This window comes from Halorubrum yunnanense (assembly GCF_026586675.1).
GTDB lineage: Archaea > Halobacteriota > Halobacteria > Halobacteriales > Haloferacaceae > Halorubrum > Halorubrum yunnanense.
The window spans coordinates 8,640-21,563 of sequence record NZ_JAODIX010000023.1 but is presented as its reverse complement, the minus strand read 5'-3'; the positions used below and the strand labels follow the sequence as shown (position 1 = coordinate 21,563).

General features: G+C 73.2%; 12 protein-coding genes. 3 read left to right on the top strand and 9 right to left on the bottom strand.

Annotated elements, in window-relative coordinates:
• Positions 1-270 precede the first annotated feature (270 nt).
• The 6 genes from hemA to N5096_RS05110 form a co-directional block, all read right to left on the bottom strand.
• Positions 271-1,611 carry a glutamyl-tRNA reductase gene (gene hemA, locus N5096_RS05135; RefSeq protein WP_267663253.1) on the bottom strand — a complete coding sequence of 447 codons (1,341 nt, stop codon included), beginning with the start codon at positions 1,609-1,611 and terminating at the stop codon, positions 271-273.
• Positions 1,608-2,303, bottom strand: a complete 696-nt coding sequence (locus N5096_RS05130) for a precorrin-2 dehydrogenase/sirohydrochlorin ferrochelatase family protein (protein WP_267663252.1) — start codon at positions 2,301-2,303, stop codon at positions 1,608-1,610. Before N5096_RS05130 ends, hemA begins: the two co-directional genes overlap by 4 nt.
• Positions 2,300-3,385: a siroheme decarboxylase subunit beta gene (gene ahbB, locus N5096_RS05125; protein ID WP_267663251.1), complete on the bottom strand. Its 1,086-nt coding sequence runs from the start codon at positions 3,383-3,385 to the stop codon at positions 2,300-2,302. The genes N5096_RS05130 and ahbB overlap by 4 nt, the downstream gene beginning before the upstream one ends.
• Before the next feature lie 85 nt (positions 3,386-3,470).
• Complete coding sequence (locus N5096_RS05120) at positions 3,471-3,935, bottom strand: DUF7112 family protein (RefSeq protein WP_267663250.1); 465 nt, start codon at positions 3,933-3,935, stop codon at positions 3,471-3,473.
• Positions 3,936-3,948: 13 nt separating this feature from the next.
• Entirely contained in the window at positions 3,949-4,341 is a 393-nt protein-coding gene (locus tag N5096_RS05115) for a 30S ribosomal protein S6e (protein WP_267663249.1), read from the bottom strand.
• Between the two features lie 119 nt (positions 4,342-4,460).
• Positions 4,461-5,165 carry a lipoyl protein ligase domain-containing protein gene (locus N5096_RS05110; protein WP_267663248.1) on the bottom strand — a complete coding sequence of 235 codons (705 nt, stop codon included), beginning with the start codon at positions 5,163-5,165 and terminating at the stop codon, positions 4,461-4,463.
• 137 nt (positions 5,166-5,302) lie between these two features.
• Here N5096_RS05110 and N5096_RS05105 point away from each other — a divergent pair, with 137 nt between their 5' ends.
• From N5096_RS05105 to N5096_RS05095, 3 genes are all read left to right on the top strand, one after another.
• Positions 5,303-6,976 carry a histidine kinase N-terminal 7TM domain-containing protein gene (locus tag N5096_RS05105; protein WP_267663247.1) on the top strand — a complete coding sequence of 558 codons (1,674 nt, stop codon included), beginning with the start codon at positions 5,303-5,305 and terminating at the stop codon, positions 6,974-6,976.
• 66 nt (positions 6,977-7,042) lie between these two features.
• Positions 7,043-7,948, top strand: coding sequence for a DUF8155 domain-containing protein (locus N5096_RS05100; protein ID WP_267663246.1), 906 nt, complete (start codon positions 7,043-7,045; stop codon positions 7,946-7,948).
• 248 nt (positions 7,949-8,196) lie between these two features.
• Complete coding sequence (locus tag N5096_RS05095; RefSeq protein WP_267663245.1) at positions 8,197-8,658, top strand: PaaI family thioesterase; 462 nt, start codon at positions 8,197-8,199, stop codon at positions 8,656-8,658.
• On the opposite strand, the gene N5096_RS05090 is transcribed toward N5096_RS05095, so the two are convergent.
• The 3 genes from N5096_RS05090 to N5096_RS05080 all read right to left on the bottom strand — a co-directional run bounded on the left by N5096_RS05090 (position 8,628) and on the right by N5096_RS05080 (position 12,833).
• Positions 8,628-10,610, bottom strand: a complete 1,983-nt coding sequence (locus tag N5096_RS05090; RefSeq protein WP_267663244.1) for a molybdopterin biosynthesis protein — start codon at positions 10,608-10,610, stop codon at positions 8,628-8,630. The two genes, N5096_RS05095 and N5096_RS05090, sit on opposite strands and share 31 nt — an antisense overlap.
• A complete protein-coding gene (locus N5096_RS05085; RefSeq protein WP_267663243.1) occupies positions 10,607-11,851 on the bottom strand; it encodes a molybdopterin molybdotransferase MoeA in 1,245 nt (414 codons plus the stop codon). The genes N5096_RS05090 and N5096_RS05085 overlap by 4 nt, the downstream gene beginning before the upstream one ends.
• A gap of 61 nt (positions 11,852-11,912) precedes the next feature.
• Positions 11,913-12,833, bottom strand: coding sequence for a PHP domain-containing protein (locus tag N5096_RS05080; protein WP_267663242.1), 921 nt, complete (start codon positions 12,831-12,833; stop codon positions 11,913-11,915).
• Positions 12,834-12,924: the final 91 nt, after the last annotated feature.

Below are 12,924 nucleotides of genomic sequence, written 5' to 3'. Positions count from 1 at the left end.
TCATCACCGTACCGGCGCGCGCCCTCAAGCGCCCCACGGGCGCGAGTAGCGAGAGACCGGAGATCCCTCTGACAGCCGGCGGCAGAGCCGCCGGCGACGAGGCTTGGGCTTTGGCGGTGTTCTTCGTCGATCTGGCGTCAACTACTTATAAGCGAGCGGCCGGCCGCTGGAGGCGTTCACCGCCGCCGTCAGATCGACCGCTTATAAATAGACGAGACGTCCCGATCAATCCGCTCCGACGGAACCCACCGAGACCGCGCTCGAACCGGCCTAATCGTCCAGCTCTTCGGCGACCGACTCCGGCGGGCCGTCGAGCTCGGGGGCGCCCCCCTCGCTCGACGACCCCCTGCCCAGGACGTCTGGCGGCGCGTCGAACTCGGGGTCGAACAGGCGGAGCGCGGTCCGGATCGTCTCCCAGTCGTCCTCGCCGGCGGCGTCGCGCAGCGAGCTGGTGGGAGCCGCGAGCAGCTGGCCGACCAGCGCGTCCGCCATGTCCTCGACGGTCTCGCGCTGCTCGTCGGTCAGCCCGCCCTGCGACTCCAGCTTCGAGAGCGCGCGGTCGACCTCGCGGGCCTTCACGCGGTCGGCGCCCGCGTACATCGCGGAGATGGCGTCGTCCGCGCGCTTGCGCTTGTACGCCTGCAGGATGCGGTCGAGCTCCTCGTCGATGATCGCCTCGACGTCGCGCGCCTCCGCCTCGCGGCTCTCGCGGGTCTGCCGCGTCACGTCCTCTAACGCGTCGATGTCGTACAGCGTGAGCCCGTCGCGCTCGGCGATCGCGGGGTCGACGTCCCGGGGCTGCGCGATGTCGATACAGACGAGCCGCCCCGCGTCCTTGAGGTGCTCCGCTCCGACGATCGGCTCCGGGCTCCCGGTCGCCGTGATCACGAGGTCGGCGTCCGGCACGACCGCCGGCAGGTCCGCGAGCGGCACGGCCTCGGCGGGCGTGTCGACCTCCCCGGCGACGAACTCCGCGTTCGGCACCGTTCGGTTGGCGACGACGATCTCGGAGACAGCCGTGTCGTCGAGCGTCCGGGCCGCGAGCGTCCCCATCTCGCCGGCGCCGACGACGACCGCCGACCCGTCGGTGAGGTCGATCTCGGTCGCGGCCAACCGGACCGCGGCCGAGCCGAGCGAGACGACCCCCTCGTTGATCGACGTCTCGTTCCGCGCGCGCTCCCCGACGTGGAGCGCCTTCGTCACCCCGTCTTTGAGGACCGGGCCGATGCCGCCCGCGGACTTCGACTCCTCGTACGCCTCCCGCAGCTGGCCGATGATCTGGTCTTCCCCGAGCACGAGCGACTCCAATCCGGAGGCGACGCGCATCAGGTGTTCCAAGCTCTCCTCGTGGTCGAGTCGGCGGACCGAGCCACCGCGGACGTCGGGCGCGAACGACGCCAGCGCGTCGGCCCCCTCGACGGTCCGGTCGGTGACGACGAACGCCTCCGAGCGGTTGCACGTCTGGAGGGCGAACGCCTCCTCGACGCCGTCGCGCGCGAGCAGGTCCGAGACGGTCGCGCGGACGCCGTCGCCGCCGGCCGACTCGATCTCGTCGACCGTCGCGCGGGCGTGAGCGACGCTCACGCCGGCGATGGCTCCCGTCTCCTTCATCGGTTGAGTTCCTCCTCGATCACGGAATACGCCTCTTTCCGACCGTTGGATCTCCCCTTTTGTAAACCCTTCCAAACCCCCTCGGATCGCACGACGCGACGGATCGCTTCCCGACGCGCCTCGGGGTCTATCCCGCGCTCTCTGAGCTCCGCGCGGAGCTCGCCGGAGAGCTCCGCCATCGCCCCGGCACCGTCGATCTCGGCCTCGACGCGCTCGCGGAGCGCCTTCGCGAGCGCCGGACTCGCACCCCCCGTCGAGAGCGCCACGCTGACCGGGTCGTCCTCGACGGTCGCCGGGACGACGACGCTCCGGGCCTCCCGACCCGCCGAGCCGTCCGCGGCCGACACGTCCGTCCGGTTGACGAGCAGGTCGGCGTCGAGCGCGGCGGCCTCCGCCGCGGCGTTGACGGCCCCGTCGTCGGTGGCGGCGACCACGAGAGCCGGTCCGACTCGGTCGACCCAGCCGGCGACCGCGTCGGCGTCCGGCGCGGCGCGGACGAGCTCCACCGCCGGACCGCCGGCTCCGCTCCGGCCGCCCTCCTCCGCGAGGTCGACGAGGCGGTCGTCGAACGCCGGGCTCACGACCACGACGCGGGCCTCGTCCGCGAATCGCGACGCCTTCCGCGCGCCGACGCTGCCGCCGCCGAACACGAGCACCGACTCCCCGGCGAAGTCGTGGTAGAGGGGGATCACGTCGTGTTGCTATCGGCCCGGTCGGCGATCCGGATCCCCGTCTTCTTTAAGATCCGCGTCGAGAACAGCGTGTCCCAGTCGTTCGACCCGACGTCCCAGTACTCGTCCATCACCTCTTTGACCTCCGCGATGCGGCGCTCGCTCTCGGCCTCGGTCCGCCCGTGCGTCATCGCGAAGAAGTTGTACTCCCAGACGCCCGCGTGGCGGGGGCGCTCGTAGCAGTGGGTGACGAAGCCGAGCGCGGCGACCGCGGGGCCGACCTCGTCGAGGGCGTCCTCGGGCACGTCCCAGACCGTCATCCCGTTCTCCGTGTACCCGAGCGCGTAGTGGTTCGGGATGACGCCGACGCGGCGGACCTTCCCCTCCGCCGCGAACCGCTTTACCGTCTCGATCACCCAGCCGACGTCGGCGTCGAGCGCGGCCGCCACGTCGGCGTACGGCGTCTCGGTGATCGGGAGCCCGCCCTGTATCTCGACGACGAGGTCGCGCTCGTCGCGCGTGAGCGTCCCCCGGTCGCTCGGCGTGACGGCGGGGCCGAGGGCCGACAGGTCGACGTCGCCGTCGGAGACGGGCCCGTCGACAAGGAACTTCGCGCCGACGTGGAACTCGCGGAGCTTCGGGAGGTTAAACGTCTCCTGGCCCGTCGCGGCCTCGATCTCCGCGAGCACCTCCTCGACGCGATCGCCCCCGTCCCTGTCCGGGTCCGGGTGGTCCGCGACGCTCACCACGAACCACATGTTGAGGTGGGGGTGCTCGCGCTCGTAGTTGTGCGCGACCGCGGTGAACTCGTTGACGAGGTCCGCGATCTCCTCGTAGCGGTCCTCGGGCGCGTGCATCGCGACGAGCGACGCCGCGCCGCCGATCTCCTCGGCGTTGACGAGCGCGCCGAATCGCGATAAGATTCCCTCGTCGTCGAGCTCGCGCACGCGCTCGCACAGCTCGGCCCCGGTCACGTCGACGCCGTGCTCGCGGAGTGCAGCCGCGGCCGGCTCGAAGGGCCGCTCGGTCACCGGAAACCCGCCCTGGAAGGCGTTGATGATCCCGCGGTCGAGCGCCGTCAGATCCGCGTCGACCTCTCTCATGTCTCCGGATCGGGTCCGAGCGAGAATAAGCGATCCGACCCGGGTCCGCGGACCGGCGACGCCGGAGCCGCGGCCCTCGGCCGCCTCAGCCGTCCAGGTCGCGCGCGATGTCGGACAGGGACGACCGCGGTCCGCGTGTCGCCTCGTACACCACCCGCTCGCCGGGGATCCGAAGCCCGTACAGCTCGCCCGGCACGACGACGTCGAGGACGACGCTGTCGCCCGGCTCCCGGCCGTTGGCCTCGAGCCACGCGACCAGCCGGTTCTCCCCCTCGCCCGGCTCCCGCGCGAGCCGCCGGTTACCGAACGCGCCGCGGATCAGCCGCCCCGAGCCGTCGGCGGTCACGGGGGCGTAGTGCTCCTCGCGCTCGATCGCGACCCGGATCACGTCGCCGGGGTCGACCGCCAGCGACCCGCAGCTCCCGGACTCGACCCGGTCGGCGAGCTCGTCGTCGGGAATCCGCACGCAGGGGCGGCGAGTGCCGCCGCTCCGGGCGAGCGAGACGCGTATCGAGGCGACGCCCTCGCCGTCGGAGGGAACGCGGGGCATCGAAAACGGGCGTTTACTCCTCGTCGGCGTCGCCCTCGCCGAGCGCGGCGGCGACGTCGTCGCCCTCGACGACCGAGACGTTGATCTGCGCGACGTCGTCGTCGACCTCGCGGCCGCGGACGGTGACGCGCTTGCGCTCGCCCTCGCGGGACGGTTTGAAGCCGACGCCGCCCTCCAGCAGGAGCTCCTTCAGGCGCGTGCCCGAGACGTCCTCGCGCATCGGTCGACCGGTCTCGTCGGAGCCGCCGGTGATCTCGACCGTGTGCTCGGAGAGCCCGACGGCGTCGCCGCCGATCTCGTCGCCGATCTCGCGACCGAGGAACCGGTTGGCGTCCTGTCCGTCGACCTCTCGCTGGAACGTCTCGCCGCTCTCGGGGTCGGCGATGACGACTTTGAATTCTGCCATAGCCGAACTGAGACTCCCGCGAATAAAAAGCACGTCGAAACCTCGATCCGTCCCCGATCGCCCCGTGCCCCCGGTTCGACGGAAAACGTCCCGCTCCGAACTGGCCCGCCGACCGGCGCTCACCGTTGGGCGTCGACCCGCTCGACTCGAGGCGACCCGTCGCCCCACGGGCCGTCGACGAACGCGTCCTCCAGCGCCCGAGCGACCCGGCCCGGGTCCCCGGGACCCCCGGCGGCGGCGACGCTGCCGACGCTCTCGGGGTCGAAGGCGACGTCGAGCGCGTCGTAGACGGCGTCGCTGACGGCGGCGACCTCCCGCGCGTCCCCCGGCGCGACGACGACGCACCCGGCGACCAGCGCCGCGTCGGCGCGGAGGCGCTGGGCGATCCCCGAGATCTTCCCGCCGCCGGCGACGCGCACGGAGTGGTCGCCCGGGCAGAACGACGTCGGCGGCTCGCCGGCGACAACGTCGGCACCGAGGCCGCGGAGCGCGTCGGCGACCGTCTCGACGGTCCGGTCGTATCGCTCGGTGATCGACTCGTCCTCGTCCGGCGAGACCGCGTGAGCGAACGCGACCGTCTCGCCGGCGTACGCGACAGCTCGCCCGCCCACGTCGCGCTCTATCGGTCGAAATCCGCGGTCCGCGGCGATCCGCTCGGCGCGCTCGAAGCCGTCGGCGCGGGCGTCGCGGCGACCGAAGGCGACCTGTCGGGCGGGGGTCCACACGCGGAGCCCGGGGTCCCCGTCGCTCGCGGCCGCGAGCAGCGACGCCGTCCGTTCGCGGTCCGCGTCCGGGTCGCCGGCGGTCCCCCTGAGCACGCGCATACCGGGTTGCAGGACGGAGCGAATAAGCCGGTTTCGGCCGGCGAAGAGGCCCGCCCGCGGCTACGGCCTCGTCCACCGCGGCCGCTTCGGCGTATGACCCAAACGTTTTGCCGGCCCTCTGACTGGGTCACGTATCGATGAGCGACCTCGGCGCGCTGCCGGTGCGAGCCTACCTCGCGGCCTGCCTGCTCGCCGGAGTCATCGGGCTGTGGCTCGGCCGAGTCGCGTGGCGGGACCGCGACCAGCCGGGCGGCACCGAGGTCGCACTGTACCTGCTCTGCGGCGGCGGGATATCACTCCTGTACGGCGTCAGAGTCGCGATCGGGAGCGAGCTCGCCATGGTCGTCACGCTCAACCTCACGACCCCGCTAATCGCCGCGGTCCCCGGGATCTGGACGGCGTTCACGCTCGCGTTCGCCGGACACGACCAGTGGCGGACGGAACACCGGATCGTCGCGCTGGCGACGCCCCCGTTCGTCTGGGTGCTCCTCGCGTGGTCGAGCGCCACGCACGGGCTCTCCCGGCGCTCGCTCGCCCCGGTCCCCGAGGGACCGTTTACGCTGCTCTCCTTCGACCTGGGCCTCGCCGACATCGGCTTCGTCCTGTACGCCTACGCGCTCTGCGTCGTCGGCGTCCTCGTCGTCGTAGACCTCTACCAGCGGACCGGGAACCGATACCGGCTCCAGACGTTCGTGATCCTGCTCGGGACGCTGTTCCCGTTCCTCGGCGGGATCGCCACCGTCGTCGACCTGGGCAGCTACGCGAACCTCGCGTGGTTCCCGTCGGCGCTCGTCGTCCACGGCGTCTTCCTGTACGGGACGGTGTTCTGGCTCGGGACGCTCGACGCCGCGGTCGTCGCCCGCGACACCGCCGTCGAGGTGATGCAGGACCCGGTGATCGTGGCCGGCTCCGACGGTCGGATCCGCGACCTCAACCCCGCCGCCGAGGGACTCCTCCCGCCAGACGCGGTCGGTTCGTCGCTCTCGGCGGTCTTCCCGCGGTTGGAGACCGGCGTCGAACATCCGATCGCCATCGGCGACCGGCAGTTCGACATCCAGGAGGACCCGATAACGGACCCCCGCGGGACGGATCGCGGGCACGTGTTCCTGCTCCGGGACGTGACCGAGCGGGAGCGACGGCAGACGGAGCTACAGCGCCGCGAGGCGGAGCTGGAGCGCCAGAACGAGCGCCTGGAGGATTTCGCCGGCGTCGTCTCTCACGACCTCCGGAACCCGCTCGCCGCGGCGACCGCTGCCGTCGAGCTCGCGCGCCACGACGGCGACGACGACGCGCTCGACCGGGCAGCGAACGCCCACGAGCGGATGGACGACCTGATCGAGGGGCTCCTCTCGCTGGCGACCGCGGGCCGCTCCGTCGACTCCGTGGAGCGAGTGTCGCTCGACGCGACCGCCAGGCGGGTCTGGTCGCGACTCGAGACCGCGGACGCGACGCTCTCCGTCGAGGGACCGGACGCGACGGTGCTCGCCGACGGCGACCGGCTCGAACAGCTGCTCTCGAACCTGTTCCGCAACGCGATCGAACACGCCGGCAGCGACGTCGCGGTGCGCGTCGAGACCGAACGCCGAGCGGGCGGCGTCGCGTTCGCGGTCGCCGACGACGGACCGGGCGTCCCGCCCGATCGGCGCTCGGAGGTGACCGGACGGGGCGTCTCGCTGGGAGACGGAACGGGGCTCGGGCTCGCGATCGTCGTCGACATCGCGGAGGCGCACGGCTGGGAGCTCTCCGTCGAGGAGTCCGAGTCGGGCGGCGCTCGCTTCGCGATCGACGGCATCGAGCCCGCGGACGGGTGAGGTGACTCCCACCCGCTGCCGCCGTCGACGGTCACTTGACGATCAAGTCCCCTCGCACAGACAACGATGCCAGTCACGCTTCCGCCGGACGCCCTCGACGGATTTCGGCGGTTTTCGCGGTTCAACTCCCCGTACCCCGCCCACGACGACGGCCGCGCCGTCGACCTGTATCCCGAAGACGGGCGGGGGTTCTCGCCCGTCTCCGGCGTCGTTCGCGAGACGCGGACCGTCGGCTGTCCGGACCGGTCGTACGCCGCGAGCGAGGACCACCTGATCGTCGTCGACCTCGACGACGAGTGGTGCCGGCGGGGCGGGGCCGAACCCGGGACGACCGCTCGAATCCTCCACGTGATCCCGGAGGTCTCGCCGGGCGATCGCGTTGGCGTCGGCGACGACCTCGGGCCCACGACACGCTCCGGGTTCTTCGGGCAGTGGGTCGACGATCACGTCCACCTCGGGTTCCGGGCCCCCGGCGCGAGCGTGCTCAGGGCGAGCGGGTCGCTCCCGGTCGACGTCGACGTCCCGGTCGCCCCGATCCCCTGGGGAGGGGACGGGGTCGTGGTCGAACGGGGTCCGACGCACGTGGTCCTCGACGCGCCGGTCCACCCCGATCCGGGCGAGTCGTTCGCCGCGCTCGCGAGCGACGAGGGAGTCCCGCTCGACGGCGGGCTGGCTCACTACCCCGGCGGGGGTGCCTTCGGGCGGGGCGACGCCTTCGACGGCCTCGGCGCGGACGCCGAGGCGTCGCTGTGGGGGACCCGCGTCGGCGTCGCGGCCGGCCGCGGGCTCGCGTGGGACCCCGTCGACGTGCTCGCGAACGGCGAGCGCGTGGTGGGGCTGTCGCTGTTCGCGGCGCGGGACCCCGGGTACGGCGCGAAGGTCGTCTGCCCGGACCGCGAGTTCGCGGTCGGCGAAGCCGTGTCGCTCGACGTGGTCCCGAGCGACGATCCGATCCGGCTCGGCGTGGGGTGAAAGACCGGCGGGCGGGCGAACGGCGATGTGGCGAACAGCCGGCGCGGACGACTCCTCGCGGCGGTGCGCCGGACGCCCGTCTCGGCCGCCGCGGGCGACCCGTCAGGTCACGGGGCGGCTGGCTCGGCATCGGTGATAAGCGGCCAGCCCGGTCCCGCCGCGATGCGACTCCGGGTCACCGTCGCCAACCTCCGGTCAGTTGTTTCGGGTTTCGGGGGCTACAAGCGGCGCCCTCGCGACGGGGCGGTATGGACCGCACAGACGTCGCGGATCTGGACCCCCTCTCGGCCGAGGCGGTCGCGCTCGTCGAGCGGCGGATCGAGGAGGAACACGGCTACCTCTCGTGGCTGAACACGTCGGTCGACGTCGTCGAGCGCGGGCGGGTCGTCCTCTCGATCCCGTACGACGACAAGCTGACGAACAGCGACGGCGGCACGATCCACGGCGGCGTGGCGGCGACGTTGGTCGACACCGCCGGCGGGATCGTCCAGCGCACCGCCTTCGAGGACCCGCTCTCCGGCGGGGTCGCGACAGTGAACCTCAACGCGAGCTACCTCCGCCCGGCGACCGGCGACCTCCGCGCCGAGGCGACGATCGTCAGGTCCGGCGGCTCGATCGGCGTCAGCGACATGACCGTCACCAGCGCGACCAACGGGGACACCGCCGAGGTCGTCGTCGGTCAGGGGTCGTTCCGGCTGTTCCGCGAGTAGCCGGCGAGGCCCTCGAGGAGGTCAGCTGGATCGTCGAGCGCGGCCGCGAGCTCCCTCACCGCGTCGCGGTCGGCCCGCTCGGGCGCCGCCCGCACGACGACCGACTGCTCGCCGAGGGACACGAACCCGCAGTCGAGCCGCTTCGCCGTCTCGCGCAGTCCGACGCCGACGTCGGCGTCGCCGGCGATCACCCTCCTGGCCGGGCTCTCGAACGCCCGCACCGTCAGGTCGTAGCCCGCGATCCCCTCGGTCAGCTCCGCCCGCGACGTCGACCGCTCGGCGGCGAGTCGGTCGAGCGCGTCGTCGAGGCTCCGCCGGAGCCCGGAGTCGGTCGGTCGGTTGACGAACCGCAGGTCGCGGTCGACGACCGCGTCGAGGCCCGTCACGTCGGCCGGGTTGCCGGCCGGGACGACGAGCCCCCAGTCGCGCGTCCAGCCGCCGAGGTCGATCGACTCGACCTCGCGATCGGTGGGTCCCGCGATGACCACGGCGTCCGGGACCCCGTCGCGCAGCCGCCGGAGGCCCTCGCGGGAGCCGACCGGCAGGTACCGCGGGTTCTCCAACCGGTCGAGCAGGCGGTTGAGCGCCGGGTCGTCCTCGCCGACGCCGAGCAGGCTCGGGGGGCGAACGTCCGGCGAGAACAGCTGCACCGAGACGCGCTCGCCCTCGTCGAGGTACTCCGTGTCCGGCTCGACGGTGACCACCCCGTCGGCCTCGACGAGGCTCGTCGTCGCCCCGGAGCCCTTGTCGACCGGGTAGACGAGCGGGAGGTCGCCGTCGTTCAGGTCGAGCAGCCCGACGGGCATCAGTCGCGTGCGTCCCTCGCCGTAGCGCTCGCCGACCGCCATCCGTCCCTCGACGGTCGCCGTCGCGGGCTCGGCCCGGCCGGCCGCCTCGCGGACCGCGGGCGCGACGAACGTCCGGAAGATCGTGAGCGCGGAGACGGGGTAGCCGGGGAGGCCGACGTACGCCGATTCGCCGGTTCGGGCGTCGGCGTCGCCCCCGGAGGCCGCCTCGCTCCCGCCCCGGTCGAGGCACCCGACGAGCATCGGCTTGCCGGGCTTGACCGCGACGCCGTGGAGCAGCAGCTCGCCGCGCTCCTCGATCACCCGGTAGATGACGTCGACGGCGCTCGCCGAGGTCGACCCCGACGAGAGCACGAGGTCGCACTCGTCTGCGGCCCGCCGGAGCAGCCGCTCCATCTCCTCGTAGTCGTCGCCGGCGTGCGGGTAGAGGACCGGCTCGCCGCCGGCCTCCTCGACTCCAGCCGCGATCGTCGTCGAGTTCACGTCGTAGATCTCGCCGCGCGAGGGGTCGAGCGCCTCGCCCGGGCGTACCAGTTCGTCGCCGGTCGAGACGATCCCGACGCGGGGTCTCCCCTCCACCGGCACCTCGTCGACGCCGAGCGCGGAGAGCAGCCCGATCTCGCGGGGCGTCAGCCGCGTCCCGGGGCCGAGCGCGCGGGCCCCGGCCGCGATGTCCGCGCCGGCGCTCATCACGTGATCGCCCGGCGCGACGGCGGTCCGGATCGCAATCCGGTCGGGGTCGGAGCCGGCGTCCGGACCTCCGCCGATCTCGTCGGTCCGCTCGACCATCACCACGGCGTCGGCGCCCTCGGGCATCACGGCGCCCGTGGAGATCTCCGCGCAGGCCCCCGGCGCGACGGTCACCTGGGGCGCGGCGCCCGCGTGGACCGCCCCGGCGAGGTCGAGCTCCGCGGGGTCGGCCTCGTCGGCGCCGAAGGTGTCCTCGGCGCGGACCGCGTACCCGTCCATCGACGCCCGATCGAAGCCGGGGACGTCGACCGCGGCGTCGACCCGTTCCGCGAGGACGCGCCCGCGGGCCTCCTCCAGCGGGACCGTCTCCGGTTCCGGCGAGAGGTCGAGCGAGTCGATCGCCTCGCGGGCGGCCTCGGGCGTCGCGAGGTCGCGGAACTCCTTGCGGTCGCTCACGGCGTCACCTCCCAGAGCTCGACGTCGACGACGTCGCCCGCGCCGAGCCCCTCCCGCGGTTCCGGAACCACGACCCAGCCGTCCGCGAGCGAGACGCTCGACAGGATGCCGGAGCCGCTCGCGCGGGTCGGCGTCGCGGTCGGGAGGTCGTCGTCGCGGTCGTCGGCCTCACCATCCGACAGCGCCACCCGCGCGAACGTCCGCGTTCCGGGCTCGCTCGGCACCTTCCGGTCGAGGACGGCGCGTCGGGTCGGGAACGGGTCGGCGGTCGTTCCCCCCACGTGCTTCTGGAGCGGCCGGAGGAACTGCGCGGCGTTGACGATGCACGCGACCGGGTAGCCCGGCAGCGAGACGACCGGGGTACCGTCGGCGACGCCGAGGCAGACCGGGTGACCGGGCTTCAGCGCGACGCCGTGGACGAGCACCTCGCCGATGTCGTCGACGACCTCGGGGATCAGGTCGCGCTCGCCGACCGACGACCCGCCGGTGGTGACGACCACGTCGGCGTCGAGGTCGGCCTCGACCGCGGCCGCGAGCGCGTCCTCGTCGTCGGTGACGACGTCGCGGTAGCGCGCCTCGCCGCCCCACCGCTCGGCCTGCCGCGAGACGGTCAGCCCGTTCGTCTCGATCACTTCACCGGGACCGGGGTCGGACTGGACCAGCTCCTCGCCCGTCGGGATCACGGCGACGGTCGGGGGTTCGTAGACCGGGACCGCGTCGAGCCCGACCGACTGCAGGAGCCCGAGGTCGGAGGGACGCAGGACGTGGCCCGCGTCGAAGAGGCGCTGACCGTCCGCGACGTCCTCGCCCGCCTCGCCGACGTTCTCCCCGGTCGCGACCGCGTCGAACGCCTCGACCTCGTCGCCGACCGTCTCCGCCTGCTCGATCATGACGACCGCGTCGGCCCCCCCGGGGACCGCGCTCCCGGTGTGGACCCGCGCGGCCTCGCCGGGCGCGATCGACTCGGGCTCGGTCCCCGCGGCTCGGAGCACCGCCGGCGAGCGGTCGGAGGCGCCGAAGGTGTCCTCGGCGCGGACCGCGTACCCGTCCATCGCCGCCCGGTCGTAGCTCGGGACCGGCGCGGGCGCGTCGATCGGCTCGGCGACGACCCGGCCGTCGGCGTCGGCGACCGGCACCGACTCGGTCCGGCCGTGGGGGTCGGCGGCGTCGAGCAGCGTCGCCAGCGCGTCCGCGACGCGGGTCCGCCGCTTGAAGCCGGCCTCGCGTCTGTCGTGACTCATGGGCGTTCGTTTCGGGCCCGCGTGCAAAAACCCCGCTCTCCGAGCGGTCGGACGGGGACCCCTACGTGATCCAGGAGAGGACCCGCGCGGCGCGGTGCGTCCCCTGTATCGCCGCGACGCGGGCGGTCGAGAGCGTCTCGACGACTCCCCGCCGCGCCGCGGTCGCGGTCCGGACCGCGCCGGTCCGTGCGTAGTACCCTGACTTGCGGCCCGCGGCCCCCACGTAGTGTTTCGCGGCCATCCGGATCGGGGCCCGGCGACCGTCGACCGTGGTCGTCCCCTCGCGGATCGCGTCGAGGACGTTGTCGGCGGTGACGTCGGCGACCGACTCGCGCCCCTCGATCCGGACCTCGGTGAAGGCGCGCCCGACGTACTCCAGGTGGTGCGCGTCGCTGGCGGCGACGCCCGGGTAGTCGTACTCCGCCGCGAAGCGCCGCGCGCGGCGGTTCCGGTAGCCGGTGAACAGCCAGGCGTTGAACACCTCGACGGCGTCGATCTCGCCGACCTCGGCGGTGTCGTCTCTCGCCTCCGCCGCGTCCCGGTCGGCGAGCGGGGAGTCCCGCGACCCGTCGCTGACGGGAACCGCGTCGTCGTCCGACCTCGGAACCGGGACGTTGCGCTGGCGGACGCCGTGGCGCGAGCGCTGGAAGGGGTGCGGGACGATCGCGATGCCGCCGTGCTCGTGGATCCACTCGATCGTCTCGTCGTAGGGTCGACGGCGCGGCGGCATGCGCTCGACGCCGACCGCGAGCAGGTGGCCGTGCGCGGTCGACACCTCGACGCCGGGAATTCCGATCAGACCGTACTCCTGGGCCAGTTCGGCCGCCCGCTTCGACTCGCCGATCACGTCGTGGTCGGTGATCACGACCGCGTCGAGACCGATCTCCGCGGCGTGCTCTAAGATGAGCTCGATCGGCTCGTGGCCGTCGTAGCTCTCGTCCGAGTGGACGTGCGTGTCGATGCTGACGGTGACGCTGGACACACTCGAAGTAGGCGACGGGAGATACTTAAATGCGCGAGAGACGTCCGGCCATTGTTTATAACATGAGGGCGGCGGCGCGCCGCCGAGCGGC

What these genes read in the sequence shown, in the direction of transcription:
- hemA (WP_267663253.1), bottom strand. Translation starts at nt 1,611, where the DNA reads ATGAAGGAGACGGGAGCCATCGCCGGCGTGAGCGTCGCTCACGCCCGC.
- ahbB (WP_267663251.1), bottom strand. Translation starts at nt 3,385, where the DNA reads ATGAGAGAGGTCGACGCGGATCTGACGGCGCTCGACCGCGGGATCATC.
- N5096_RS05120 (WP_267663250.1), bottom strand. Translation starts at nt 3,935, where the DNA reads ATGCCCCGCGTTCCCTCCGACGGCGAGGGCGTCGCCTCGATACGCGTC.
- N5096_RS05115 (WP_267663249.1), bottom strand. Translation starts at nt 4,341, where the DNA reads ATGGCAGAATTCAAAGTCGTCATCGCCGACCCCGAGAGCGGCGAGACG.
- N5096_RS05110 (WP_267663248.1), bottom strand. Translation starts at nt 5,165, where the DNA reads ATGCGCGTGCTCAGGGGGACCGCCGGCGACCCGGACGCGGACCGCGAA.
- N5096_RS05105 (WP_267663247.1), top strand. Translation starts at nt 5,303, where the DNA reads ATGAGCGACCTCGGCGCGCTGCCGGTGCGAGCCTACCTCGCGGCCTGC.
- N5096_RS05100 (WP_267663246.1), top strand. Translation starts at nt 7,043, where the DNA reads ATGCCAGTCACGCTTCCGCCGGACGCCCTCGACGGATTTCGGCGGTTT.
- N5096_RS05095 (WP_267663245.1), top strand. Translation starts at nt 8,197, where the DNA reads ATGGACCGCACAGACGTCGCGGATCTGGACCCCCTCTCGGCCGAGGCG.
- N5096_RS05085 (WP_267663243.1), bottom strand. Translation starts at nt 11,851, where the DNA reads ATGAGTCACGACAGACGCGAGGCCGGCTTCAAGCGGCGGACCCGCGTC.